The 26,762-nt window shown below is 36.6% G+C and carries 16 protein-coding genes; 10 read left to right on the forward strand and 6 right to left on the reverse strand.

Annotated features, from left to right (window positions below):
- The first annotated feature begins 102 nt into the window (after positions 1-102).
- The gene (locus ACJJVJ_RS11920) at positions 103-2,724 is read left to right on the forward strand and encodes a ribonucleoside-diphosphate reductase subunit alpha (RefSeq protein ID WP_405370508.1); all 2,622 of its coding nucleotides are present in this window, start codon (positions 103-105) and stop codon (positions 2,722-2,724) included.
- Positions 2,725-3,006: 282 nt separating this feature from the next.
- Positions 3,007-3,453 carry a PA2169 family four-helix-bundle protein gene (locus tag ACJJVJ_RS11925; protein ID WP_405370510.1) on the forward strand — a complete coding sequence of 149 codons (447 nt, stop codon included), beginning with the start codon at positions 3,007-3,009 and terminating at the stop codon, positions 3,451-3,453.
- Positions 3,454-3,578: 125 nt separating this feature from the next.
- On the opposite strand, the gene ACJJVJ_RS11930 is transcribed toward ACJJVJ_RS11925, so the two are convergent.
- Positions 3,579-4,496, reverse strand: coding sequence for a hypothetical protein (locus ACJJVJ_RS11930; RefSeq protein WP_405370511.1), 918 nt, complete (start codon positions 4,494-4,496; stop codon positions 3,579-3,581).
- Positions 4,497-4,903: 407 nt separating this feature from the next.
- On the opposite strand from ACJJVJ_RS11930, the gene dnaE reads away from it, so the two are divergent.
- The 4 genes from dnaE to ACJJVJ_RS11950 all read left to right on the forward strand — a co-directional run bounded on the left by dnaE (position 4,904) and on the right by ACJJVJ_RS11950 (position 11,947).
- Positions 4,904-9,253 (forward strand): DNA polymerase III subunit alpha, encoded by a 4,350-nt coding sequence (gene dnaE / locus ACJJVJ_RS11935; protein WP_405370513.1) that lies wholly within the window; start codon positions 4,904-4,906, stop codon positions 9,251-9,253.
- Between the two features lie 141 nt (positions 9,254-9,394).
- Positions 9,395-9,715, forward strand: coding sequence for a thioredoxin (gene trxA / locus ACJJVJ_RS11940; protein ID WP_405370515.1), 321 nt, complete (start codon positions 9,395-9,397; stop codon positions 9,713-9,715).
- A 179-nt stretch (positions 9,716-9,894) separates the two neighbouring features.
- Entirely contained in the window at positions 9,895-10,893 is a 999-nt protein-coding gene (locus ACJJVJ_RS11945) for an NADP-dependent oxidoreductase (RefSeq protein ID WP_405370517.1), read from the forward strand.
- 124 nt (positions 10,894-11,017) lie between these two features.
- Complete coding sequence (locus ACJJVJ_RS11950; RefSeq protein WP_104513884.1) at positions 11,018-11,947, forward strand: DUF58 domain-containing protein; 930 nt, start codon at positions 11,018-11,020, stop codon at positions 11,945-11,947.
- 63 nt (positions 11,948-12,010) lie between these two features.
- On the opposite strand, the gene ACJJVJ_RS11955 is transcribed toward ACJJVJ_RS11950, so the two are convergent.
- The 5 genes from ACJJVJ_RS11955 to ACJJVJ_RS11975 form a co-directional block, all read right to left on the reverse strand.
- On the reverse strand, positions 12,011-12,241 hold the full coding sequence (locus ACJJVJ_RS11955) for a hypothetical protein (protein WP_405370519.1): 231 nt from the start codon (positions 12,239-12,241) through the stop codon (positions 12,011-12,013).
- A gap of 268 nt (positions 12,242-12,509) precedes the next feature.
- Positions 12,510-15,242 (reverse strand): alpha-amylase family glycosyl hydrolase, encoded by a 2,733-nt coding sequence (locus ACJJVJ_RS11960; protein WP_405370521.1) that lies wholly within the window; start codon positions 15,240-15,242, stop codon positions 12,510-12,512.
- 61 nt (positions 15,243-15,303) lie between these two features.
- Positions 15,304-16,440, reverse strand: coding sequence for a SusE domain-containing protein (locus ACJJVJ_RS11965; protein ID WP_405370523.1), 1,137 nt, complete (start codon positions 16,438-16,440; stop codon positions 15,304-15,306).
- A gap of 19 nt (positions 16,441-16,459) precedes the next feature.
- Complete coding sequence (locus tag ACJJVJ_RS11970) at positions 16,460-18,058, reverse strand: RagB/SusD family nutrient uptake outer membrane protein (RefSeq protein ID WP_405370525.1); 1,599 nt, start codon at positions 18,056-18,058, stop codon at positions 16,460-16,462.
- An 11-nt stretch (positions 18,059-18,069) separates the two neighbouring features.
- Complete coding sequence (locus tag ACJJVJ_RS11975) at positions 18,070-20,952, reverse strand: SusC/RagA family TonB-linked outer membrane protein (protein ID WP_405370527.1); 2,883 nt, start codon at positions 20,950-20,952, stop codon at positions 18,070-18,072.
- 190 nt (positions 20,953-21,142) lie between these two features.
- On the opposite strand from ACJJVJ_RS11975, the gene ACJJVJ_RS11980 reads away from it, so the two are divergent.
- The 4 genes from ACJJVJ_RS11980 to ACJJVJ_RS11995 all read left to right on the forward strand — a co-directional run bounded on the left by ACJJVJ_RS11980 (position 21,143) and on the right by ACJJVJ_RS11995 (position 26,626).
- Positions 21,143-22,162, forward strand: coding sequence for a LacI family DNA-binding transcriptional regulator (locus tag ACJJVJ_RS11980; RefSeq protein WP_405370529.1), 1,020 nt, complete (start codon positions 21,143-21,145; stop codon positions 22,160-22,162).
- A 123-nt stretch (positions 22,163-22,285) separates the two neighbouring features.
- Positions 22,286-23,671 (forward strand): MFS transporter, encoded by a 1,386-nt coding sequence (locus ACJJVJ_RS11985; protein WP_405370530.1) that lies wholly within the window; start codon positions 22,286-22,288, stop codon positions 23,669-23,671.
- Positions 23,664-24,326: a beta-phosphoglucomutase gene (pgmB, locus tag ACJJVJ_RS11990; RefSeq protein WP_405370532.1), complete on the forward strand. Its 663-nt coding sequence runs from the start codon at positions 23,664-23,666 to the stop codon at positions 24,324-24,326. The genes ACJJVJ_RS11985 and pgmB overlap by 8 nt, the downstream gene beginning before the upstream one ends.
- Positions 24,323-26,626 carry a glycoside hydrolase family 65 protein gene (locus ACJJVJ_RS11995; protein WP_405370534.1) on the forward strand — a complete coding sequence of 768 codons (2,304 nt, stop codon included), beginning with the start codon at positions 24,323-24,325 and terminating at the stop codon, positions 26,624-26,626. The genes pgmB and ACJJVJ_RS11995 overlap by 4 nt, the downstream gene beginning before the upstream one ends.
- The last annotated feature ends 136 nt before the right edge of the window (positions 26,627-26,762 follow it).

The following is a 26,762-nucleotide window of genomic DNA, read 5'->3' on the forward strand; positions in this document are numbered from 1 at the left end:
AAATTACCGAAAATATGTCAAGATATTTTCACTTATGTTAACCCAATTACAAGAGAAAGGGAGTAGAATCCTTATCTCTTAACCCAAATAAAACAGTTCAATATGTTTGTAGTAAAAAGAGACGGCCACAAGGAGCCAGTGATGTTTGATAAAATCACAGCGAGAGTACGTAAATTATGTTACGGTTTAAGTAATCATGTAGACCCTGTAAAAGTAGCTATGCGTGTAATCGATGGATTATATGATGGTGTTACTACTAGTGAACTTGATAACCTAGCTGCAGAGACTGCTGCAACTATGACTACTGCACATCCAGATTATGCAAGACTTGCAGCACGTATATCGGTTTCTAACCTGCATAAGAACACAAAAAAGACCTTCACTGACGTAGTAACAGATCTTTATCAATACGTAAATCCGCGTACGGAGAAAGCTGCACCTATGATCTCTGACGAGGTGTATAAAGTAATACAAGATAATGCAGACCGCTTGAACTCGGCCATTATCTATAATCGTGATTTTGGGTACGATTACTTTGGGTTTAAAACATTAGAACGTAGTTATTTATTAAAAATTAACGGTCAGATTGCAGAGCGTCCACAACACATGTTAATGCGTGTGTCTGTAGGTATTCATATAGACGATTTAGACGCAGCTATAGAGACCTATGAGTTGATGTCTAAAAAGTTCTTCACTCATGCAACACCTACATTATTTAATGCAGGTACACCTAAGCCTCAAATGTCTTCTTGTTTCTTATTAACGATGCAAGATGATAGTATAGAAGGTATTTACGATACATTAAAACAAACAGCAAAAATCTCACAAAGCGCTGGTGGTATAGGACTATCTATTCACAATATACGTGCGAGAGGTTCTTACATAGGTGGTACTAACGGTACTTCAAATGGTATTGTGCCTATGCTTAAAGTATATAACGACACCGCACGTTATGTAGATCAAGGTGGAGGAAAACGTAAAGGTTCCTTTGCTATTTATATGGAACCATGGCATGCAGATATATTTGATTTCCTCGATCTTAAAAAGAATCACGGTAAAGAAGAAATGCGTGCACGCGATTTATTCTATGCGATGTGGATCTCAGACCTTTTCATGAAAAGAGTAGAGACTAACTCTACATGGACATTAATGTGTCCACACGAGTGTCCAGATCTTTATAACCTTCATGGAGATGAGTTTGAAGCATTGTATACTAAATATGAGCAAGAAGGAAAAGGTCGCAAGACTATCCAGGCTCGTGAGTTATGGGATAAGATACTAGAATCTCAAATCGAGACAGGTACACCATACATGTTATATAAAGATGCAGCAAATAATAAGTCTAACCAGAAGAATTTAGGTACCATCAGGTCTTCAAACCTATGTACAGAGATCATGGAGTATACATCTCCAGACGAGGTTGCAGTATGTAACCTAGCCTCTATTGCATTACCTATGTTTATTAAAGATGGTGCATTTGATCACAAAGCATTATATAAAGTAACAAAAAGAGTAACTCGCAACCTTAACAAAGTTATCGATCGCAACTATTACCCAGTAATTGAGGCGAGAAATTCTAACATGCGTCACAGACCAGTAGGATTAGGTATTCAAGGTCTAGCAGATGCTTTTATCATGTTACGTCTTCCATTTACAAGTGACGAGGCAAAGAAATTAAACTCAGAGATTTTTGAGACCTTATACTTTGCAGCTTGTGAGGCTTCTATGGAAATGGCTATTGAAGAAGGACCTTATTCTACATTTGCAGGTTCACCTATGTCAAAAGGAGAATTCCAGTACAACATGTGGAATGTAAATGATACAGATTTAAGCGGTCGCTGGAACTGGGCAGACCTAAGAACTAAGGTAATGGAACACGGTGTGAGAAACTCACTATTAGTTGCGCCTATGCCTACAGCCAGTACTTCTCAAATCCTTGGTAACAATGAGGCGTTTGAGCCGTATACTTCTAACATCTATACACGTAGAACACTCTCAGGAGAATTTATCGTAGTAAACAAGCATTTATTAAAAGATCTTGTTGATCTAGGACTTTGGGATGATAGTTTGAAGAACGCTATTATGAGAAATAACGGTTCTATACAAGCGATAGAAGGAATTCCAGCAGATATTAAAGAGCTTTATAAAACAGTGTGGGAATTAAAGATGAAGGACATTATCGATATGTCTCGCGAGAGAGGTTTCTTTATCGACCAGTCGCAATCCTTAAACCTATTCATGGAAAACGTGACTACTTCTAAGCTTACCTCTATGCACTTCTATGCGTGGAAAAGTGGTTTAAAAACAGGAATGTATTACCTAAGAACAAAGGCAGCAGTAGATGCAATTAAATTTACAGTAACAAAGGAAAAGAAAGCAGCACCTATCGCAGCACCTGCAGCAGTAGAGGTTCCTACTCTTAATACAACAGCGCCAGCACAAGCAGCAAGCACACTAAGAGCACAACAGCAAGTGTCACAACAGCAAGTGTCACAACCTGCTCCTGTTCAGGCTCAAGCAGCAGCTCCAGTACAGTCTCAGTCTCTATTTGTAGAAGATAGTGCGCCAGCAGCGGCAAACGTTATGAATCAAACGCAGCCAGTTGTGAATACTAACGTGATCACAGAAAATGAAGAAATGACTGCCGAGGAATATAAATTAATCTTGCAACGTGCAAAAGACGCTGCCAGTAATGGTGACGACTGTGAAATGTGCGGTTCATAATTTTTATTACATTTACTAAAACGTATAAAAGCCCAATCCTGTGATTGGGCTTTTTTATGTTCTATAGTTTCGCTTTCGCGAAAGCGGAATGATAAACTACTTTAAGAAGTTGTTTTGAAAGACATAAAAACCTTAAATCTCTTAACATAAAAGCAAGATAAAGTAAGCTAATCTTAAATCTCTACTAAGCTTTTTTTAAACCTGTCTTAATCGGTCGTTTGTAACTGGTTCATTGTTATATGTTTGTGGTGTAATTAATTATTAACCATACAAACAAATATTATGAACTACACAAAAGAAGTATCCCAAAAATTAAATGATTTACTAACTAAAAACTATGATGCAGAGGCTGGATATAAACTAGCAACAGAGCAAGTGAATAGCAGTAGATTAAAAGATTTTTTCTCAAAACAGCAAGAAGAACGTTATAATTTTGGACATGAATTAAAGGAAGAAATTAAAAGTTATGGAGAGAGTCCAGAAAAAGGGACAAGTTTAAAAGGAGATGCGCATCGCACCTGGATGAACATAAAGTCTACTTTTACCTCAGATAATGAAGAAGCAATTCTAGAAGAGGCCGTAAGAGGTGAAAAAAGCGCAGTAGAAGAATACAATGAAATTATTGCAGAAACTACCTTGCCGCCATCAACAAAAAACGTGTTGATAAAGCATAGAGATACTATTCAAAATGCATTAACTAGAGTAAATGCAATGGAAGAAATAGCCTAATAAAATAGGTGTAAAATAGTAAAAGCTCGATCTTTTAAGATCGAGCTTTTTTATGTCCTATTTTTTAGAGTTTATAGAAGCGATTTTCATGTAAGAGTTCTCTTCTATAAAATAGAACTAACTAATTATTTTGCTTTCTTAGAACCGACTGAAAGCGAATAGGTCACTCCTAGATTAAAATAATTAGAATCTCCTACATTGCGTCCGTCGACTAGTGTTCCATATCCAGCACTTAATCCTAATGATGGAAGTACAGGTACATAAGCAGTAACACCTATACGTGTGTAATCTACTTCTGTTTCTGGAAATCTACCGCCAAAATCTGCGTCAGAAATATCTCTACCGTCAGAAGAAGACTGGTAATCCATCCATGCTTCTACATAAAAAAGTGCGTTAGAATATCCTATTTTACCCATGAATAATAAAGCATCTGGTACATCTAGATCGCTACCACCATTAACACCTAGATTATCATCTGCATCACCACGTAGACTGTATCCAGCAACTGCAGTAGCAAATAAACCAGAGTCTGCTTGTAAGTGAGCACCTAGATGTAAGTTAGTCGTTACCGCTCCAGAACCTAGAGATAATATCCCGTTAGGCTCATAACCGCCAGGTAGTGTTACACCTACAGCACCTAGACCGTCTAGTCTTGCTTTACCTAGTTTTGTACTGAAGGCTCTGTATTTACCATATAAACTAATATCTTGAAAATCAGATTGCTCTGTCGTCCCATTTACTGGGTCTGCAGCGCCATTTCCTTGTGCGCTTATATAAGGTGCGTTTGCAATAACAGTAAAGTTGTCTGTGATGGAATACTTAGCATATAAATTATAAATATCTTGATCTATTTCATTGTGAGCAGGTATAGGGTCTACTTTATCTTTTCCTATATAAAATGCGTCAAAGGTGCTGCGTGTATAACTAGCCGTAACAGATAAATCGCCTTTAGGATTAAAAAAACCATCTACTAGTCCTTGAGAAAATACAGTAGATGTAAATACTACTGATAGTAATAGGGTGAATAAAAAATTTGTTTTCATGATAAAATTTTAAAATTGAATATTAAGTTCGAGTTGTTATATGAAACAGTAAGAGTTTTTAATCCTATAGAGGCTTACTGTTTTTGAACACAACAAATAGCGATTTTTTAATTCACGATTGCCTCTCGATTTCATTTCATTTATATCACATGTTATTGCAAGATTGTGATAATTGTGTCGGGATAAGTAAGAAATATTTTGTTTTTCAATTGTCTTTAGTCTTTACAAGAGCTGTAATTTTAACTAAGATTGTTCATAACTCTACTTTCAAAAAGCAACTCAAAGACCTATATTTAAAATCCGAAAAATAATTAGATTACAGATTTCATGCTATTGATAATCAGATTTATGTAAATATTTTTCAATTCCTTTTATAGAAGTAATTTCATCTTTTAGAACGCGCGCTTATGTACTTAATTTTTGACACAGAAACTACTGGATTACCTAAACGCTGGGATGCACCTTTTACAGATGTAGATAACTGGCCTAGGGTTATACAGATAGCGTGGCAGTTACATGACGAGATGGGTAACCTTATAGAGGCTCAAGATTATTTGATACAACCAGACGGTTTTGACATCCCTTATGATGCAGAGCGTATACATGGTATCTCTACAGCACTTGCTCAAAAAGACGGTATTCCTCTAGTGGAGATGTTAGAGAAATTTAATATAGCCCTTAGTAAAACAAAATTTATAGTAGGTCAGAATTTAAAATTTGACCTTAACGTTACTGGAGCTGAGTATGAGCGCACTCAAATAGGTAACGATTTACAAGAGTTACCTGTTCTAGATACCTGTACAGAGCACACGGCAAATTTATGTCAGATTCCCGGTGGACGATACGGTAAATTTAAATTACCGACACTTACAGAGCTGCACCAGTTTCTGTTTAATCAGCCCTTTGGAGAAGCGCACAACGCGACTGCAGATGTGGAGGCAACCACGCGTTGTTTCTTAGAATTACTTAGAAAAGAGCAGTACTCGCTAGAACAACTAGGTTTTGAAGATGGATATTTTTTACGCTTTCGCGAAAGCAACCCTACAACCATCGCACCGGTAGGAATAAAGCATGTCAATCTTAAAAAAGCATCAGAAAGATTAAAGTCCAACGATAGTCCAGAGATATCTAAGGCAGAAATTAAAGAGAACTTAAATGAATTAAGAGATGCGAGTTTTGCACACTTACACAGTCATAGTCAGTTTTCTATATTACAATGTACAGCTAGTGTAAAAGATCTAGTTACAGCTGCTGCGGCAAATAATATGAATGCCGTTACCATGACAGACCATGCAAACATGATGGGAGCATTCCATTTTGTACGTGCGGTAAAAGCACATAACGCGAGTCTGGCAGATGCAGAAGAAGGAGAAGAAAAAGAACCTATAAAACCTATTATAGGTTGTGAATTCCAGGTGTGTGAAGACATGTACGATCGTACACACAAGGATAACGGATACCAGATAGTGATTCTAGCCAAAAACAAGAATGGATATCACAATCTAGCAAAAATGGCAAGTAAAGCCTACACAGATGGATTTTACTACATGCCGCGTATAGATAAAAAACTGGTAGAAGAATATAAGGAAGACCTAATTGTTCTTACAGGAAACATGTATGGTGAGGTACCTTCTAAGATTTTGAACTTAGGAGAAAATCAGGCCGAAGAAGCACTATTGTGGTGGAAAAAGCACTTTGGTGACGATCTTTATGTTGAGGTAATGCGCCATGGTCAAGAAGATGAAAATCGCGCAAATGAGGTGTTAGTCAGCTTTGCTCGTAAACACGACGTGAAAATAGTAGCGACGAACAATACCTATTACATACATAAAGAAGATGCCAATGCGCATGATATTTTACTTTGTGTAAAGGATAATGAAAAACAAGCCACGCCTATAGGTCGTGGCCGTGGTTATCGTTATGGATTGCCTAATCAGGAGTATTATTACAAGTCTGCTCCAGAGATGAAAGAACTCTTTAAAGACCTGCCCGAGGCGATACTTAATGTACAAGAAGTAGTAGATAAAGTAGAGGCATATGAGCTTGCGAGAGATGTACTGTTACCTGCCTTTGACATTCCAACAGAGTTTGTAGATGAAAATGACGCGGTTAATAATACTAAGAATGGTGAGAATAGCTATTTGAGACACCTTACTTATGAAGGTGCAAAAATACGTTATGGTGAGATCACTCCAGAAATAGAAGAACGACTAGAATTTGAATTAGAGACAATTAAAAAGACCGGTTATCCTGGTTATTTCTTGATTACTTGGGATTTTATAAAAGCAGCCAGAGACATGGATGTGGCTGTAGGACCTGGTCGTGGTAGTGCCGCAGGTAGTGTGGTAGCCTATTGTTTATGGATTACAAATGTAGATCCTATACATTACGACCTGCTTTTTGAGCGTTTCCTAAATCCAGATCGTGTATCCATGCCCGATATTGATATAGATTTTGATGATGAGAACCGTTACAAAGTAATGGACTACGTTATTGAGAAATATGGAGCGTCACAAGTAGCACAAATTATTACCTATGGTACGATGGCTGCAAAGTCGTCTATTAGAGATACGGCTCGAGCACTAGATTTACCATTACAAGACGCAGACCGTGTGGCAAAATTAATTCCTGATTTTGCTAAGTTGAAGAAAATGTTTGCTCTAGAAGATAATGAAATCGCAGGAAAATTCCGTGGTGATGATGCAGACATGGTGCGAGAATTAAGAAGCCTAGCTGAGGGAAATGATCTTATCGCAGAAACTATACAGAAAGCTAGAATTCTAGAAGGATGTGTGAGAAATACCGGTGTACACGCCTGTGGTGTGATCATTACACCAGATGATCTTACTAATTTTGTTCCTGTAGCAACAGCAAAAAATTCAGATCTTTATGTGACTCAGTTTGATAACGAGGTCGTAGAAAGTGCTGGACTGCTTAAGATGGATTTCTTGGGATTAAAAACCTTGAGCCAGATTAAGGATACTGTTGCGATTATAAAAGAACGTCATGGAATAGAGCTGGATATAGAATCTATACCGCTAGACGACGAGAAGACTTATGAGCTTTTCCAGCGTGGAGAGACTACTGCCATTTTTCAGTATGAAAGTTTGGGGATGCAAAAATATATGAGAGAGTTAAAACCTACTCAATTTGCCGATCTTATTGCCATGAATGCCTTGTACAGACCTGGTCCACTAGAATATATTCCAGAATTTATTGATCGTAAACATGGTCGTAAAGAGATCGTTTATGATCTAGATGCGATGGAAGAATACCTTAAAGAAACGTATGGTATTACGGTTTATCAGGAGCAAGTAATGCTACTGTCTCAAAAACTAGCTAACTTTTCAAAAGGTGATGCCGATGTTTTGAGAAAAGCTATGGGTAAAAAGCAAATGGCAACGCTACAAAAAATGAAGCCTAAATTTCTAGATGCTGGAGAAGGAAATGGTCACGACCGTACGGTATTAGAAAAAGTATGGAAAGACTGGGAAGCCTTTGCATCTTATGCCTTTAATAAATCTCACTCTACCTGTTATGCATGGATAGCCTATCAAACAGCTTATTTAAAAGCAAACTATGGAGCAGAGTTTATGGCAGCAACCTTGTCTAACAACATGAACCAGATCAAGGATGTGACTAAATTTATGGATGAGTGTCGCCGCATGGGACTTGATGTATTAGGTCCAGATGTAAATGAATCTAACTATAAATTTACGGTAAACCCTAAAGGAGCGATACGTTTTGGTATGGGAGCTGTAAAAGGTTTAGGCCATGGTGCGGTAATGACTATTATTGAAAATAGAAAAGATGGTCATTATAAGAGCATCTTTGATATGGCAAAGCGTATAGACTTGCGTGCTGCAAATAAAAAATCTTTTGAAGCACTAGCTTTAAGCGGTGGTTTTGACGGATTAGGTGGAGAGAATCGTGCGCAATTTTTCCACGAATTTGATAACGGACAGATATTCTTAGAACAAGTAGTTAAGTATGCACAGAAGTTTCAAGAAAATGAGAACAGTGCTCAAGTAAGCCTTTTTGGTGAGGCCAGCGATGTGCAAATTCCAGAGCCACAATTACCTGTTTGTGAAGATTGGGGAACGATGGAGAAATTGAAAAGAGAACGAGAAGTAGTAGGTATTTACATATCTGGTCATCCACTAGATGATTATAAACGAGAGATGAAATTCTTTTGTAATGCAAACCTCGCTGCTATGAAAGATCTCACACCTCTGGTAAATAGAGAGCTTACATTTTGTGGGGTGATATCTGAGGCACGACACATGATGAGTAAAGCAAATAAACCTTGGGGTATTTTTACCATGGAGGATTATGACGAGTCCTTTGAATTCAGAATGTTCGGTGAGGATTATTTAAAATTCAGACACTTTTTAGTGCCTAATAGTTTCTTACATGCCAAGGTTAAAATACAACAAGGCTGGATAGATAAGAATACTGGTAAGCCGCGAGATCCACGTATTTTATTTGTTCAGATGGCACAGTTACAAGATGTCATGGCGCAAGCTGCAAAGAAACTTACTATAGAATTTCATGTAAGTGAAATACTAGAAGAACGCATTGCTCTATTAAAAGACGCACTAGATAAACATCAAGGAGATCATAGACTGCTCTTTAATTTAAAAGATCATGAAGAAAAGATCTCTATAGATATGTCTGCTAGATTACAAAAGGTAAACGTCAGTGCAGAGCTGTTGCAACTGCTAGATGATAACGACATAACTTATGGGGTGAATTGATTTATTCCTGATATGATATTTCACCTATTATATAGTCAGCATTAATAAGTGAAATATCAATATAAGTAACTACAATACCAGACTAGTGTGTATGGCGTTAGTTTTGTTTAAATTTGTATATAATTATTAAAGAAAAATATCATGGCACTAGAAATAACAGATGCAAACTTTGAAGAAACAGTATTAAAAAGTGAAAAGCCAGTATTGGTTGACTTTTGGGCAGCGTGGTGTGGACCATGTCGTATGGTAGGACCTATCATCGACGAGGTTTCTTCTGAGTATGCTGATAAAGCTGTAGTAGGTAAAATGGACGTAGATGCAAATCAAGAATTTGCTGCTAAATATGGTGTACGTAACATCCCTACAGTATTAGTTTTTCAAAACGGTGAAGTAGTAGGTCGTCAGGTAGGAGTTGCTCCTAAAGATGCTTATACAGACGCTTTAGACTCTCTTTTGAACTAGTATTCAAAATATAAAATAGATAAGCCTGCTCATTTTGAGCAGGCTTTTTTTTGCTCTTTTCTTAATAAAATAGATGATCATGATCTTGTTTAAAGTTTAACCATTTTAGGTTCAACTTTAATATAACCCTAATACTTTTCTAGAGTATTTGGGCTAACTTGAAAATAAAATTAATTATTATGAGCAAGACTATATTGTTGAAAAACAGACCGCAAGGAACACCACAAAACAGTAATTTTGAATTCATAGAAGAAGAAAAGCCGTCGCCTAAAGATGGTGAGGTTTTATTAAGAACTAAATACGTGTCAGTAGATCCTTATCTACGTGGACGTATGCGAGATGAAAAATCTTATATAGAGCCTTTTGAAATAGGTGCTCCCATAGCATCTGCAATTGTGGCTGAGGTTGTACAAAGTAACAATGACCGATTTGAAAAAGGAGATTTTCTAACAGGATCATTAGAATGGAAAGAATATCAAACTAGTACTGCAGAGAATTTACGTAAAGTAAGTAGTGATGAAAATTCATTAAGTGCCAATCTAGGAATTCTAGGTATGACTGGACTTACCGCATACTTTGGACTAGATAGAATAGGAGAGCCTAAAGAAGGAGAGACTTTACTAGTCTCTGGTGCAGCAGGTGCCGTAGGATCTGTAGTGGGACAAATAGGTAAATTAAAAGGGCTTAAAGTTATAGGTATCGCTGGGTCTGATGAAAAAGTGGAGTTACTTAAGAGTAAATTCGGTTTTGATGCAGCTATTAATTATAATAAAACAGAAGACCTAGCTGCTGCGATTAAAGAGCACGCGCCAGATGGTATAGATATTTATTTTGATAACGTGGGTAGCTACACGCTAGATGCAGCTATGAAAAACATAAACCGCTTAGGTCGTGTTATAAACTGTGGTGCGATCTCTTTATATAATGAGACTGAAAAGCCTACTGGGCCTAGATTAGAAACTACTATTGTAAAACAAAGCGTGAAAATGCAAGGTTTTATAGTTAGTAATTATCAAGAGCATTTTCCAGAAGGTGTAAAGCAATTATCGCAATGGTTAAATGATGGGAAACTGGTAAAGGAAGAGACCGTTGTAGAAGGTTTTGACTCCATTCCACAGGCATTTATTGATTTATTTGAAGGGAAAAATAAAGGTAAAATGGTGGTTAAAATCTATTAATAACGTTTTTAGCACGATACTTTTTTAAGATTCGCTTTCGCGAAAGCGGAACAAATTTAAACCCCATAAATAAAACAAGCATGATCGTCAATTAAGATGGTCATGCTTTTCTTATCTTCACACTATGGATGTACAAAAGGAACTCAATAAAACTACTGGCTTTAAAAACCTGCAATTACTGGCTAGTCAGGTAGTAGAAGGTTATATAAGTGGTATGCATAAATCTCCTTTTCATGGTTTTAGTGCAGAGTTTGCAGAACATAAAATTTACAATCCTGGTGAGAGTACACGTCATATAGACTGGAAGTTGTTTGCAAAAACAGATAAGCTTTACACAAAACGTTATGACGAAGAGACTAATTTGCGCTGTCATCTTATCGTAGATAACAGTCCTTCTATGCACTATCCACTGACTAAAAAACAGGAGATAGGCTCGCTTAATAAAATAGGTTTTACGGCGCTGGCAGCAGCAAGTGTTATGAACCTTCTTAAGAAGCAAAGAGACGCAGTAGGAATGAGTATTTATGCAAATGAGTATGAATATTATGCGCCAGAAAAAGGTAGCGAGAGACATCACAATATGCTTCTAGATCAACTGACTAGAATAAGTAGTGAGAAACCTAGCGGGCAAACTACAGATACTTACAAATATCTGCACGAGATAGCAGAGAATATAAAACGCAGATCGCTTATTTTTCTCTTTACTGACATGTTTCAAAGCGATAGACATGAAAACGAACTCTTTGAAGCGCTTAGGCATTTAAAATATAACAAACATGATGTGGTACTTTTTCATACCTATGATAGTGCTACAGAGGTCAACTTTGATTTTTCTAACAAGCCCACACGATATACAGATGTAGAAACAGGAGAGCATATCAATCTGTATGCAGATAATGTTAGAGAAGATTATCAAAAAGCGATAAAAGAATATTTTGAAAAACTAAGAGTACGTTGTGGACAAAATAGAATCAAATACATGCCGGTAGATATTCAACAAAACTTTGATGTGGTTATGACTACCTTTTTATTAGAACGACAACTTTTTAAATAAAATAAAAGCCTGACTTTTTTTAAAATCAGGCGTTATTATTTATGCTTATTTTAATGATGAATACTAGTTATCATCTGTCTTTACTTTTTCTATTTCACCGTTCTCATCATATTTGATTTTAGCTTCAGAACCGTCTTCATTTTCGATTTTTACTTTATCATCTTTTACTTCTACCTTATCACCGTTTTCGATCATCTCGTTAGCGGTTTCTTCAATAGTTTTTTCTTCCCTACAGCTTCCAAGTGCCACTGTAGTCAATAATAAAAGAGCTGATGTTTTAAGGATGTTTTTCATGATGAATTATTTCTAGTTAAGATACTATAATCTTAAGGTCCACATCATAAAATCCTTATAAAATAAAAGCCTGTCAGGGACAGGCTTTACGTAACCAATTGAATTATGAAAAGAGTAAAGGGTTACTGCAAAGTAATTATTTAAAAGATTTAGGGAATCTAATAAACATCTCTCTTTGGTAAAGCAAAAGTAAACTTCACTTTAATAATAACTTAAACCTCTTTTTACAAATATCACTTATCTTTAAAAAGTAGAAAAACAGGTTGAATTACATTTTTATTATTTTTTCTATTTGTGTTTGATCTGCGGTTGTGATTTTTATAAAGTAAATACCTTGCTTTAAATCACTGACATTATAGATGTTTCTAGCACCTTTAAAAGTAGTAGTAAGCTGACCAGAGGTATTATAAATCTGTACTAATTGAGCTTCTTGAGATAGTTTAAAAGTACTTGCTGTTGGGTTAGGGTATAACCTTATAAGATCTTGAGAAAGAAATGAATCTTCATTACTTAAAGGATCTTGTAATAGCTGTGTTGTAAAAAGTTTGTATTCTCCAGGTTGTAAATTAATCATGGCTGTTGTATTAGTAATGTTTACTGCTGTATTATTACCGAAGTAGTCATACCATGTACCAGTTTGAGAGAAATTAGGATTTACGTTTTGAGCTGTTATACCAAAGTTAGCTACAACAACAGCATCAAATTGAGTGCCGTTAAGATTGATTCTCTTTACTACTCCAGATACATCCAGATCGTTATTAACAGAGTTAAATGTATCTGGATAAAGGGTCTTAAAGTTAATCATAGTGGCGGTTACATTATAAAGAGCCATACGGTTTGCGTCTGTATCATAACCTAGTGTCCATGGAATAGGCTTACGTCCTGTACGCCCATTAAGGTCTATGTCTTGTTCATAACCTAGTTCTCCAAATTGCCATAACATCTTAGGGCCTGGGATACTATATAACATGGCTGCGATAGCTTCTTGTCTTTCTAGAGCAATAGGTAAAGTTCTTACATCGTGGGATGAGTTTGCATTATTACCGAATTGTAGGTTTTTGTACATTAAGCGCTGTTCGTCATGACTTTCTGCATAGGCAACTAGATGTTGATCATTGAAATTACGTGAGCCAAAATAAGAACCACTAATATCTGCATTACTACCATAACCCATAGAATTCTGGTTGTACTGATCTGTCATTTTTCCCCAAAGCATGAATCCAGCATTTGCAAGAGCAGTTTCTTCACTATTATCTGCTAGGTGTTCTAGTATCATGTAAATATCGTTACCGTTTGCATTCCATATGGTATTGCGGTAATCATTGAGAATGTCTACCCTAGACTGATCATAAGCATTCCATGCGCTTACATTTCCTAGAGTATTATTTTGAGTAAACCCTTTTGATAAGTCAAATCTGAAACCATCTATTTTATACTCGTCTATAAGAAACTGAAGAGTTTGCTTTACATAATCACGAGTAAAAGTACTCTCGTGATTCATGTCATAACCTACATTAAAATCATGACGCGCCGTAGGATTCATGTAAGGATTATTTACCGCTGGTCTAAAGTTAGCATCATCCCACCACATTTGACATAACGGACTTTGACTAAAAGCATGGTTATACACTACATCTATTATGATAGCAATTCCTTTTGAATGACATAAATCTACCAGTTCTTTAAACTTATCTGTAGTACCATATGTTTTATCTAGAGCACCGTGAAATTTAGGATTATAACCCCAGCTGTCTGCTCCTTCAAACTCATTGATAGGCATTAATTCTATAGCATTAATTCCCAGTGTTTCTAGATAATCTATACGATCAATTACTTGCTGGTAACTGTCCTGTTCAGAAAAATCTCTTACTAGTAACTCATAGATAACTAAATTCTTTTTATCTGGTTTTGAGAAGTTAGTTACATTCCAGTTATAAGGTGTTTTTTGATAGGTGTAAAGAGTAATATCTCCTGTAGTCTGGTTAGTAGGATAAGCTGGTAGGTTAGGATAATTTCCTGCCACGATAAATTGATCGCTGCCAGGGTCTAGAATAAGCTGGCTGTATGGGTCTGCTATTTTAATATCAAAATCTATTAAATATTGATACATAAACGCTGTGTTTGCGGTAAAAGCTGTAGCTGGTATGGTAACCCAAAAATAATCACCATCCTTATTCATTTGGTATGTCGTATCTAGATTCCAGTTGCTGAAACTACCTAATAGTATCACATCGTCTTTAAGTGGTGCGGCAAGTAAGAAGGTAACGCTACCATCTGCATTTTCATTAACTCCGTTTCTTAAACCAGCAGGACGTATTAGATTTTGTGTCGTACCAGGTACAAAAACACTAACAGTATCGCTAGAAGAGTCTGTACCGCTAGACGCAGTTATAGTAATGTCATAAGAACCTGATGTGTTAAATGTGTATGGATTACTTATAGTACTAGCTGTAGTGGTCGCTATACTAGTCGAGTTGACACTTAAATCTAAAGTTGCACTTTGAGAACTATCACCTGTTATGGTAATAGTCTGGTTGAGGTTAAATACAGCACCATCTTGTGGAAAGGTGATCGATGTATTTAATCCTGGAGGAAAAACATTTAGATATATATCTGGAGAGGTTTGTGCTGTTGCCGCTGCATTTCTAACGACTAGCGATATTTCTGAAACGACATCACCTGGTGTTACACTGTAAAATTGATTTATGCTTGTACCTAAATCTAGTGTGTAAATATTACCAGTACCGCTGTAGGTAAACTGTGGTGCGCCATTATTATCATTAAAAGTGGGTACTATAATGTTTTGCCATTGTTGCCCATTTATGGTTACACCTGTATAGGCGTATAGGGTTCCGGTTTCGTTTTCTAATGCTGTACCAGTAGCATCAAAGGTTAATATGACTTGATCTGTTTGAGTAGGTGTTGATGGAGTTGTTGTTACTTGCGCTTTCGCGAAAGCGAAACAAATAAAGGCCATCAAAGCCAGAGTATAGTTTTTCATAGCTTGAGTTTTAAGCAAAAAAAAGGCTGCGAACAGCCTTTTAATTTAAGATGAGTTTTATTTATTCTTGTGGGATAAGAAGGAAACTACCGTCTAGATCATTAAAGAAAATGTCATAAGTACCACCTTTTGCAACGATATTAGGATCGTTATTGTTAGTACCTTGTCCAGCATATGGAGATACATTATCACCCCAACTATCTGTCCAGTCATCGTTTGCTCTTATCTTTAATTCTCCAGCGATTAATACAATATCGCGACCTACCCACTGGTGTGGATCAAAAGAAGATTGTGTTAAATCTAGATCTGGTCCATTCCATCCATTAGGAGTAGACGGGCCTATAAGACCTATACTTGTGTATATAGTTGCTGTTGCAGCAGTAGTATTAGCTACCATACTGAAACTAGAAGTACCTTCTGAAGCATTAGTAACACCAGTAATGTCTATGGTAAAGTCGTAATATCCTGCAGTAGGAGCAACAAATGAAGCAGGATCGCTACCAGCGCCATCATTAACACCTACAGCACCATTTCTCTCACCATATTGTGGTTGCCACATTCCTAGAGTAGAAAGAATTTTAAATTCATCAGCATTAAAGAAACCTGTGTAATAATGCTTGTTTACGTCTGTTACATCTACAAAAAGAGCAGGATTAGTCGCTCCATTACCATCTCCATTATTCCATCCAGGCTCTGTAGCAGCACCTACAAAATATAAGGGGCTAAAAGGGTAAGCTTCAAAAGCAGTGATTACTGCAGTTACTTCATTAGAAAAAATAGGATCTACCGCAGTTGCTGCTGTAGTTGCTTTTACTCTTAATTTAAAGTTAGTTGCTACACCAGGTTCTGCGCCTAAAGAAAGAGCGGCATCGTTAAGTGCATTGTAAGTTACTGCCGTATTAGTTCCATTATTAGATCCTAATACTGCTGGTGCACTATAATCGCCAGTGTCTAGATCCATTTCTAATTGGTAATCTATCTGTACAGGTGTTTCTAATGAAACTCTGTTCCAAGAAAAGCGTTCTGCAAGATCTGGTCCATTAGTTTCGGTAACTTCAAAAGTATTTACGTCTGGTGATAAGGTAATCTCTCCAGATGTATTGGTATTAAGTGAAAATTCTTCACTGTCTGTATCATCACAAGAATTAAAACCTGCAATAGCTAAAAACGACAGCATTAATATAGAAAACTTTTTCATTTTTAAATTATTTATAAGATTAGTAACCAGTGTTTTGTGGTTGTAGATTTGGGTTTAAGTTTAATTCTTGTGCAGGAATAGGAAGTATATTTCTAAATGCAGGTGTGGTCGTACCAGCTCTTACATTTCCTTTCCATGCCCAAACTTTTGAAGTAGTGAACTGTCCGAATCTTACTAGATCCTGACGTCTATGTGCTTCCCAGTGTAATTCTCTAGCTCTCTCCTCTAGTAAGTAATCAAGATCTATTTCACCAACAGTAATGTTTCCGCTAGTGTTTCCATAAGCTCTTTCTCTTATTTGATTCAAATAACCTTGAGCTGTTGTTAAATCACCACCAGATCCACCTCTTACTACGGCTTCTGCATACATAAGATAAGCATCTGATATACGGAAAATAGGGAAGTCTATGTCTACAAAGTCACCTACTGTATCACTACCTGCACTACCATCAACATTTACATTCTTGAATTTTTGAATGGCAAAACCATCTTTAAACTGACCTACATCATTGATTTCTTTTGTTTGCTCGTCAGTAAAGAATGTTTCTCTTGAATCTGCAGAGTTTTCTTCTCCTGGGAAAAGCTCTACAAACTGTTCTGTAGTTCTTATTCCACCCCAACCACCGTTGATACCGAATTCTGATGGATCCATGTTACCACCTACTGGAGCATGAGTTAAGTAAGTAGTACCACCAAATGTTTGCGTATTTAAACCGTCAAAGTTAATCGTCCATATAAAACCATCTTCAGCTCCATTGCGATCGTTATCTGCCTGAAAACTGTATGCATATGGTACATTAGGAACACTGTAACCTGCACTGATTACTTTGTTTAATTGAGTGATAGCATCTGTATATCTAGATGTTCCTGTGTAAACCTCAGCGTTCATATAAATTTTTGAAAGCACCATCCATAGTGCTCCTTTATCAGCACGACCGTATTCATTCATACGAGCTTCTACCATATCGTCCTCGATAGCTAGTAATTCAGATTCTATAAATTCAAATAGCTCTATTCTAGATTTTGCAAGTGGTAAAACTGCTGGATCTGAATTCTCATCGGTAAAAGGCATTTTACCAAAAAGGTCCATACCATGATAATAAGAATAAGCTCTTAAGAATCTAGCTTCTGCACGATAGTTTGCAACATCTGCTCTTACATCTGCAGGGATGTTGTATTCGTCTAGTTTTGCATCAGTACTTAGAGATAAGAATTCATTACATACTGCTATTTGATAATTAACACGAGAGAACATGGCATTTATAAATTCATTACCGTCTGTCCATACATGACCGTGTAAATCTTTTATAGTACCGTCATTCCAGGCTATAATAGCCTCGTCAGTGGTAAGTTCTTGCATGTTCCAGTATAATCTCAGGTAGTTAGAAAAACCACCGTCTATACCAGAGATGTCTGCATTACCATCTCCACCAGACTGTCCACCTAGAGCAAGACCAGCATATGCCTTTGCAATAATACCACGATAGGTTGCAGGATCTTGAAATAACTCAGCTTCTGTAACTCGGTTATCTCTTGGTTCTACAGTAAGGGCATCCTCACATGCAGTAAAAACAAGCATTCCAAGGAACAAAAAGATAATTGATTTGTACATTTTCATAGTGTTGCTTTTTAAAATTTAAATCCTAATCCAAAGATTAGACCTCTATTACGAGGGAATAGGTTATTATCGATACCACCAAATACTTCTGGATCAGTACCATCATAATCAGTGATAGTTAATAAGTTAGTTCCTGTAATAGAAGCTCTTATATCTACGTTTTCACCTGGGAAATTATACCCTAACGATACATTATCTAATTTGATAAAGTCAGCTTTTTGTATATAATAGTCAGACTGTAGTCTTTGTTGAGAAAAATTAGTATTTAAAATATCTACAGTTGAATTTACATATATAGGAGTTTGTGTGTTAGTAGGGAAGATACTTCCATAACTAGCAGAATTAGAGTCTACGTTATTATAGTTGTAACCACCAGCAGCACCTCTAAATGTGAAGCTAAAATCAAGATTCTTATAATTAAAATTAGAAGTTAAACCGAAGTAAACATCGTGATTTGCTTTTTTGTACCTTACTCTATCTGCGTCATTAATGATGTTATCACCATTAGTATCTACATACACACCATCTAATGGGTTACCATCCTGATCATATACCTGACGGAAAACATGAAAAGAGGTAGGGTCAGATCCTACAGCCCATTCTTGAATCGTATTTCCTGTACCACCAGATATTCCTCCTACAGGAACAGGTGCGTTATCTGCACCAGCTAGGTCTGTAATTTCTATTTCTTGAACAGTCGCATTTGCAGACAGTGTCCAGTTCATATTTTCTGTTTGAATTATTTTTCCTGAAATACTAGTTTCAATACCTCTACTCAAGGTAGAACCTGCATTTTGAAAACTACCATTTTCCAATCCACCTGCTGGAAGTGGACCGAATAATAATAAATCTTTAGTCTCTCTATAAAAACCATCTACACTACCAGTAATACGGTCATCAAAAAATCCTATGTCGATACCAGCATTCCATTGGTCTGTAGTTTCCCATTTAAGATCTATGGATCCTTCTGGACGTATAGTAGTTACAAATTGATCACCGAATTGTACAGCAGCTTGTGGCTGTCCAGGAGTGAAGACAGATAAGTATGCAAATGACGCGTCTATATCTTGCTGTCCTGTCTGACCGAAACCACCACGTAGTTTTAACTGTGATAAGAATCCACTGTTTTGTACAAAGTCAGTGTTGGTAAGTTTTATAGCAGCACTTGCTCCATAGAAGTTAGCCCATCTATTTTCTTCAGAAAATCTTGAACTACCATTGCGAGATGCACTAGCAGATAAAACCACTAAATCTTTAATATCAAAAGAAGCTCTTGCAAATGCAGTTACTAATGCAGAGTCATCTATAGCAATAGGATTTTCTTGAAGTTCGTTGTTTACTGTAGAACGACTTGTGCTTTGACGTGTGAAATCTTGAAAACTACCTCCTAGAGTAAGATCCATGTCAGTGTCTAGAGATTCTAAAGTTCTTTTGTATTCAAAACGACCATCTAATAATTGGTTTCTTCTGAATCCTTCACCAAAGCTTCTGTTGTTTCCACGAGCCCCAGCACCAGAGTTAAAATCTCTAATCGTGTACTCATCAAACTCATTATAATCGATACCAGCGTTACCAGTAAATTTTAAACCAGGCACTTGTCTTATATTATAGGCAGCGTTAAGATTTAATCTCGCTTGCTTGTTATCGAGTTGAGAATCTAAACTATTTAACAATCCTAGTGGATTACGAGGTGCATTACCTTCTGGTCCAGTCGAGTTAGTGTACTCGAAGAAACCGCCGAATTCTCCTGTATTATTAAATATAGATTGTGTAGGATCAAAAACAACTGCTGCCCCTACAGCACCTTCATCTGCTCTTCTTAATTCTTCTTGAGCTAGTTGAGAAGTAAAGTTTAATTTTAAATCTCCTTTTAAGAAGTTTTGTCTTACGTTAAGACCCAAAGTAGCTCTTTCATAACCAGATCTTAATAAGGTACCATTCTCGTTAGTGTACCCTAAAGATGCTCTAATAGAAGTTGCTTCATATCCTTTTTCTACGGTAAGATTATGAATAGCTCTTGTTCCGTTTTGATAAATTTCATTTTGCCAGTCTGTATTAGCATCTCCTAATACTGCAGGGTCTCTACCTTGATCAACAACTAGTTGTCTAAATTCATCTGCATTTAATACATGAGCATAATCTTGAACTTGATTTACAGCAAACTGTACATCATACCCTATTTTGAGATCACTATTAAGTTTAGCTTTTTTAGTCGTAATTAAAACAACACCGTTAGATGCACGGTTACCATAAATAGCAGTAGCACTGGCATCTTTAAGAATAGTAAAGGATTCAATGTCTGCTGGGTTAATAGTATTTAGACTAGCGTTGCGTTGATCTAGTGGTACACCATCTACTACATAAAGAGCATCTTGATTACCACCTAGTGTAGAACCTGGACGTACTCTAATAACAGGTCCATCACCTGGGCGACCAGAAGCAGCTGTAACTTGTACACCGGCTACTTTACCAGATATTAACTGACCTGGTGAGGTGATCGCACCTTTGTTAAATTCTTCTGCTTTTACAGTGGTTTGTGCTGCGGTAACGTTTGCTTTTTTAGTGCTACCATATCCTATAAGGACGATGGTGTCTAATTCTGATGGGTTCTCTGCTAGTGTTATGTTGATAGAAGTCTGTCCATTTAAAGGAATCTCTTGTGTCATATAACCTATAAAAGAAAATACGATTACGGCATCACTAGGTACATTATTTAAAGTGTACTTTCCATCAAAGTCTGTCGATGTACCATTTGATGTGCCTTTTACAGATACAGTTGCTCCTAAGGCTGGTAGGCCGTTAGATTCCAGTACTGTACCAGTAATGACACTTTGCGCAAATGCAAAAAATGGTAGTAAAATTAACAGTAAAACTGTTTGTAATTTCTGATTCATTTTTCTGATTTAGTTAAAAATTAATGATGTCTTCTTCTCACACGACGGCTAAATTATGTAAACTAAATGTTATGAAAACGTTTTCGTAACAACATTCTACGAAAACGTTTTCGGTAATCGTTATTATATATTTATAGTATCTTCACTTTCGCGAAAGCGAAACGGATAATAACTCCTAATCTAAGTTATCATGGCTCAAAAAATCACATTAAAAAAAATTTCTAAAGACTTAAATGTATCTGTATCAACAGTTTCAAAAGCTCTAAGAGATTCCCATGAGATAAGTGCAGAGACTAGGGATAGGATTAAAGATTATGCTAAGAAATTTAATTACAAACCTAATAGTATTGCGTTAAGCCTAAAGAATCAAAAAACTAAAAAAATAGGAATTATCATTCCAGAAATAGTGCATCATTTCTTTGCAACTGTTATTTCGGGAGTAGAGCGTGTGGCAAATCAAAAAGGTTATCAGGTCATCATTACCTTATCTGGTGAGAGCTTTGATAAAGAGGTAGTGAATATGGAAATGCTCGCTAATGGCAGTATAGACGGCTTTATTATGAGCCTTTCTAAGGAAACGATGGAGAAACAAGATTTTCACCATTTACGAGAAGTGACTAATCAGGGTATGCCTATTGTTATGTTCGACCGTGTGTGTAATGATATACCATGTGATAAGGTAATTATAGACGACGTTGCTGCAGGACATGAAGCTACTGAGTTTTTACTTAGAAAAGGAAGAAATAAGCTAGGTATTATAAGTACGGTAGACTATGTAAATGTAGGTAGATTACGTTCTCAAGGTTTTAAAGAAGCGTTGCAACAGCGCGGTTTTGAAGTAGAAGACCATCAGTTTTTAAAGATAGAAGATATTGATAAATGCGAGGGTGCGATAGAAGATTTTATATTAAAAAATGATTTTGACTCGCTAGTCGCGGTAAATGAATTGTTTGCAGTTACAGCTAGTAAAGCGTTACAAAAAGCAGGTAAGAAAATCCCTGAAGATGTTGCTATTGTAGCATTTACAGATGGTATGTTGTCTAAATATGCCAGTCCTACATTAACTACTATTGGACAAAAAGGTGAAGAAATGGGAGGTATTGCTGCTGCAAAATTGATAGAAAAATTAGAATCAAAGCATCATGAGAACGAAAGTTACGAAACCGTTATCGTAAAAACTTCTCTGGTAGAGAGAGAATCTACACCTTAATTATATAAATTTACAACCATGTTGAGAGGTAGACTTTTAACATAGAATCGAAACTTATCTTCTTCACACACAATAAGTTTTGATAAGTCATAAGGCTTGTCGTCATTAAAAAAAGATAACGATATGCAAAAACCTAAGTTAGGTTTCTGGGATATTTGGAACATGAGTTTTGGATTTCTCGGTATTCAGTTTGGTTTCGCCCTTCAAGGCGGATTCATGTCACGTATTTTTCAAACACTAGGAGCAGTAAAGGATGAAATCCCACTACTGTGGATAGCCGCACCATTAACAGGGCTGCTAGTACAACCCATTATAGGTTTTTTGAGTGATAAAACCTGGTCTTCTAGATTAGGTAGAAGAAGACCTTATTTTCTAGTAGGTGCTATTCTTAGCTCTATTGCTTTATTTTTTGTCCCATACTCATCTGCATTATGGATGGCAGCAGGTTTTTTATGGATACTAGATGCGTCCATTAATATTTCTATGGAACCATTTAGAGCGCTGGTTGCAGATAAGTTGCCAGATTCTCAACGTTCCTATGGTTTTGTAATGCAAACTCTTATAATAGGTATCGGTACATTTATCGCTAGTTCACTACCTGCATTAGTATCGATGTTAGGTGTCTCTGACGAGGCTCCTGCTGGAGTAATACCGCCATCTGTTAAAGTTGCATTTGCAATAGGAGCTTTTGTTTTTTTAATAACGATTTTATGGACGGTTTTTAAAACAAAAGAATACTCGCCACAAGAGATGGAAAAGTACAATGGTGAGATAGAAGATGATGACACAGGGATGATGGAAAGTATTTCAAAATCTTATTCTCTCATACCACCTACCATGATTAAACTAGGTGTGGTACAGTTCTTCTCATGGTTTGCCTTTTTTACTATGTGGAGCCTAGCAACACCAGCATTAACAGAGTCCGTTTTTGAAGCACCAGCACCTATTGCTAGTATGTTTGACATGTCAGACGCCATGCAGTCGGCTGCATTTGATACACAAAATACCGCATATCAAAAAGCGGCAAATAGCGTGGGTGGTTATATGGGGATTTATGGACTTTCTTCTATGGTATTTGCTTTACTACTTACCTTATATACTTCTCGTAGAAGAATTAATAGAAAATATGTTCACATGACATGTCTTATGGCTGGTGGATTAGGATTTTTAATGATGAATTATATCACAGACCCTGCAATGTTAATTTTATCGTTCACATTAATAGGTGTCGCATGGGGTAGTATTTTATCCATGCCCTATGCGATGTTGTCTAGTAGTGTTAATCCTAAACAGATGGGATTAATGATGGGTATCTTTAATATGTTTATTGTAATTCCTCAAATCATAGCCGCTTTAGGAGGTGTTAATTGGACCTCTAGTTTATTAGGAGATGGCGCCATTCATGCTATGACAGTTGCTGGTATAGCACTAGTTCTAGCAGGTCTTAGTAATTTCTTAATAACTGATAAAAAAGCTATCACCTACCAAATTCAAGAATCAGATGATTAAAAAAGCATTCATATTTGACCTAGATGGTGTAATTGTAGACACTGCAAAGTTTCACTTTATCGCATGGCAACGTCTTGCGGCATCTCTAGATATCATTTTTACAGAAGAAGAAAACGAACAACTCAAAGGGGTTTCTAGAGTAAACTCCTTAAAGAAAATTCTAGAATGGGGAAATAAAGAAATCTCTCCAGATGTTTTTCAAGCAAAAATGGATCAGAAAAACACGGAATATCTAGACCTTATAAGAACCTTAGATACTTCAGACATAATGCCTGGTGTGCATGATTTTCTTTTAGAATTAAAGAAACAAGATCAGCCCATAGCTTTAGGTAGTGCGAGTAAAAATGCCCGACCTATTTTAAAGAAATTAGGTATCTATGACCTATTTGAGGTAATAGTAGACGGAACAAATGTTACTAAGGCAAAACCAGATCCAGAGGTCTTTTTAAGCGCTTGCAATCAATTAGGCTATGCAGCACAAGAAAGTATTGTTTTTGAGGACAGTGTTGCAGGAGTACAGGCAGCAAATACTGCAAGAATGATATCCATTGGATTAGGAGAAAAATCCATATTGAATGAGGCAGACGAAGTCTTTGCACGCTTTACCGACATGCCACAAGATTATATCAACACATTATTAAGTAAGAAAAAATGAATCAAGAATATATCATACCAAACGCGTGGTCTATAATTGAAGAAGGATGGAAGCCGTCTCAAGTAGAATCTAGTGAAAGCCTTTTTTCCATCGGTAACGGTGCAATGGGGCAACGAGCAAATTTTGAAGAAAAATATACAGGCGCTACTTTTCAAGGTAGTTATGTCGCAGGAGTTTATTATCCAGATAAAACCAGAGTAGGCTGGTGGAAAAATGGATATCCAGAATATTTTTCTAAAGTATTAAACGCACCTAACTTTATAGGTATAGACGTTTTTATAGATGGAGAAGAATTAGACCTAGCTACAGTTCAAGAAGTGACAGATTACCGTCGCGAATTGAACATGAAAGAAGGATGGTACGAGCGTTCCTTTACAGCACACCTGTCTCAAGAAAAAGCGATAAATGTAGTTGCAAGAAGGTTCATGAGTCTAGAAATAGATGAATTAGCGGTAATTAACTATCAAGTAACTGCTGTAAAAGGAGCTATTAGAATCTCTTTCCAACCTTATATAGATGCGGGAATAACTAATGAAGATACTAACTGGGACGACGCGTTCTGGGAAGTAGAAGAACTAGTTTCAGAAGAGCATCAGGCACTCGTGTTAAGTCGTACTAATAAGACTAATTTCTATGTAGGTACCTTCATGCAGTCAGAGTTGATTAAGAATGGAGAGCATGTCCAGTATGCAGAGCATTTTGATAAAAATGATACCATCATACGTCATAAGGCAGCTTGTGATATCGCTCAAGGCGAAAGCGTAACTCTAAGAAAGTATGCCGGTTATACTTCTAGCCTTAATCATGAGCATTTTGAACTTTTTCCTGCTGCAAAATCAGTTTTACAGAAAGCAACAGAGCTAGGTTATGAAAGTTTGCTTAAATTGCAGGCAGATTCATGGGCGCAAATTTGGGCCATGGCAGATATTACTATAGACGGTGATCTCAAAGCACAGCAAGGGATACGTTTTAATATCTTCCAGTTGAATCAAACATACTTAGGTAAGGATTCTCGTCTTAACATAGGTCCTAAAGGATTTACAGGAGAGAAATATGGAGGTTCTACCTATTGGGATACAGAGGCTTATTGTATTCCATTCTACATGGCTACCAAAGATCAACAGGTAGCACGTAATTTATTAAGATATAGATATGAGCAGCTAGACAAGGCCGTTGAAAATGCTGGGAAACTAGGATTTTCTTCTGGAGCTGCTCTATATCCTATGGTTACCATGAATGGAGAAGAATCTCACAACGAGTGGGAAATCACCTTTGAAGAAATACACCGCAACGGTGCGATGGTTTTTGCCATTTATAACTACGTTAGATATACAGGAGATTACAGCTACATTCCAGAAATGGGACTTGAAGTGATGATTGCGATTGCCAAATTCTGGCATCAACGTGCGACCTTTTCACAGCGTGCAAATAAATACATGATCCTAGGTGTAACCGGTCCTAACGAGTATGAGAATAACGTTAATAACAATTGGTATACGAACTACCTAGCAAAATGGTGTATCAACTATACTGTTGATAATATCAATAAAGTAAAAGACGGTCATAAGTCAGATTACGATAGAATTATTGCAAAAACTAATCTTACAGATAGCGAGATCACCGCATGGCTGGACGTTGCAAATAATATGTACGAGCCATTTGATGAAGAACTAGGCATTTATTTACAACAAGATGGATTCTTAGATAAGGAAATCATTTCAGTAAATGATCTCTCTCCAGTTTACAGACCTATCAACCAGAAATGGTCTTGGGACCGTATTCTAAGAAGTTGTTACATTAAACAAGCAGACGTACTTCAAGGTTTCTATTTCTTTGAAGATCATTTTACAAAAGAACAATTAGAAAAGCATTTTGACTTTTACGAGCCGTTAACGGTTCATGAAAGCTCACTTTCTCCATGTGTTCACAGTATACAGGCAGCAAAGTTAGACCGCATGGATCAGGCTTATGAGTTTTATTTAAGAACATCAAGACTAGATCTAGACGACTATAATAAAGAAGTTGAAGAAGGTTGCCACATTACGAGTATGGCAGGAACATGGATGAGTATTGTAGAAGGTTTTGGTGGTTTAAAAATCATTGATAATAAGCCTAGTTTTACAACCAAACTTCCCGAACAATGGAATGGTTTCAGTTTTAAAATCAACTTTAGAAATCAGATTCTCGACGTACAAGTAACTAAAACTGGTGCACAAGTAACCCTAGAAGGTAAACATGCCCAAGAAATTATACTTAATGACGAGCACATTACTTTACAGCCTCAAATGGTAAATGCCTAGGCTATGAAGCTCGTATGCTAATAAAAAAACCATCAAATCTCACAGGTTTTCAAAATCTGTGAGGTAAGTTATATAGAGTTATTAGTTTTAAGTTTTCCCTTGAGGGAAATGATCGCAGGACAAAGGGTGTTTGCGC

The organism is Nonlabens sp. Asnod2-A12 (genome assembly GCF_045063745.1).
Taxonomy (GTDB): Bacteria; Bacteroidota; Bacteroidia; order Flavobacteriales; family Flavobacteriaceae; genus Nonlabens; species Nonlabens xylanidelens.

Bases quoted from the DNA above. Each gene is read 5' to 3' on its own strand.
- dnaE (WP_405370513.1), top strand. From the start codon at position 4,904: ATGTACTTAATTTTTGACACAGAAACTACTGGATTACCTAAACGCTGG.
- trxA (WP_405370515.1), top strand. From the start codon at position 9,395: ATGGCACTAGAAATAACAGATGCAAACTTTGAAGAAACAGTATTAAAA.
- ACJJVJ_RS11960 (WP_405370521.1), bottom strand. From the start codon at position 15,242: ATGAAAAACTATACTCTGGCTTTGATGGCCTTTATTTGTTTCGCTTTC.
- ACJJVJ_RS11980 (WP_405370529.1), top strand. From the start codon at position 21,143: ATGGCTCAAAAAATCACATTAAAAAAAATTTCTAAAGACTTAAATGTA.
- ACJJVJ_RS11930 (WP_405370511.1), bottom strand. From the start codon at position 4,496: ATGAAAACAAATTTTTTATTCACCCTATTACTATCAGTAGTATTTACA.
- ACJJVJ_RS11965 (WP_405370523.1), bottom strand. From the start codon at position 16,440: ATGAAAAAGTTTTCTATATTAATGCTGTCGTTTTTAGCTATTGCAGGT.
- pgmB (WP_405370532.1), top strand. From the start codon at position 23,664: ATGATTAAAAAAGCATTCATATTTGACCTAGATGGTGTAATTGTAGAC.
- ACJJVJ_RS11945 (WP_405370517.1), top strand. From the start codon at position 9,895: ATGAGCAAGACTATATTGTTGAAAAACAGACCGCAAGGAACACCACAA.
- ACJJVJ_RS11995 (WP_405370534.1), top strand. From the start codon at position 24,323: ATGAATCAAGAATATATCATACCAAACGCGTGGTCTATAATTGAAGAA.
- ACJJVJ_RS11975 (WP_405370527.1), bottom strand. From the start codon at position 20,952: ATGAATCAGAAATTACAAACAGTTTTACTGTTAATTTTACTACCATTT.
- ACJJVJ_RS11955 (WP_405370519.1), bottom strand. From the start codon at position 12,241: ATGAAAAACATCCTTAAAACATCAGCTCTTTTATTATTGACTACAGTG.
- ACJJVJ_RS11970 (WP_405370525.1), bottom strand. From the start codon at position 18,058: ATGAAAATGTACAAATCAATTATCTTTTTGTTCCTTGGAATGCTTGTT.
- ACJJVJ_RS11950 (WP_104513884.1), top strand. From the start codon at position 11,018: ATGGATGTACAAAAGGAACTCAATAAAACTACTGGCTTTAAAAACCTG.
- ACJJVJ_RS11925 (WP_405370510.1), top strand. From the start codon at position 3,007: ATGAACTACACAAAAGAAGTATCCCAAAAATTAAATGATTTACTAACT.
- ACJJVJ_RS11985 (WP_405370530.1), top strand. From the start codon at position 22,286: ATGCAAAAACCTAAGTTAGGTTTCTGGGATATTTGGAACATGAGTTTT.
- ACJJVJ_RS11920 (WP_405370508.1), top strand. From the start codon at position 103: ATGTTTGTAGTAAAAAGAGACGGCCACAAGGAGCCAGTGATGTTTGAT.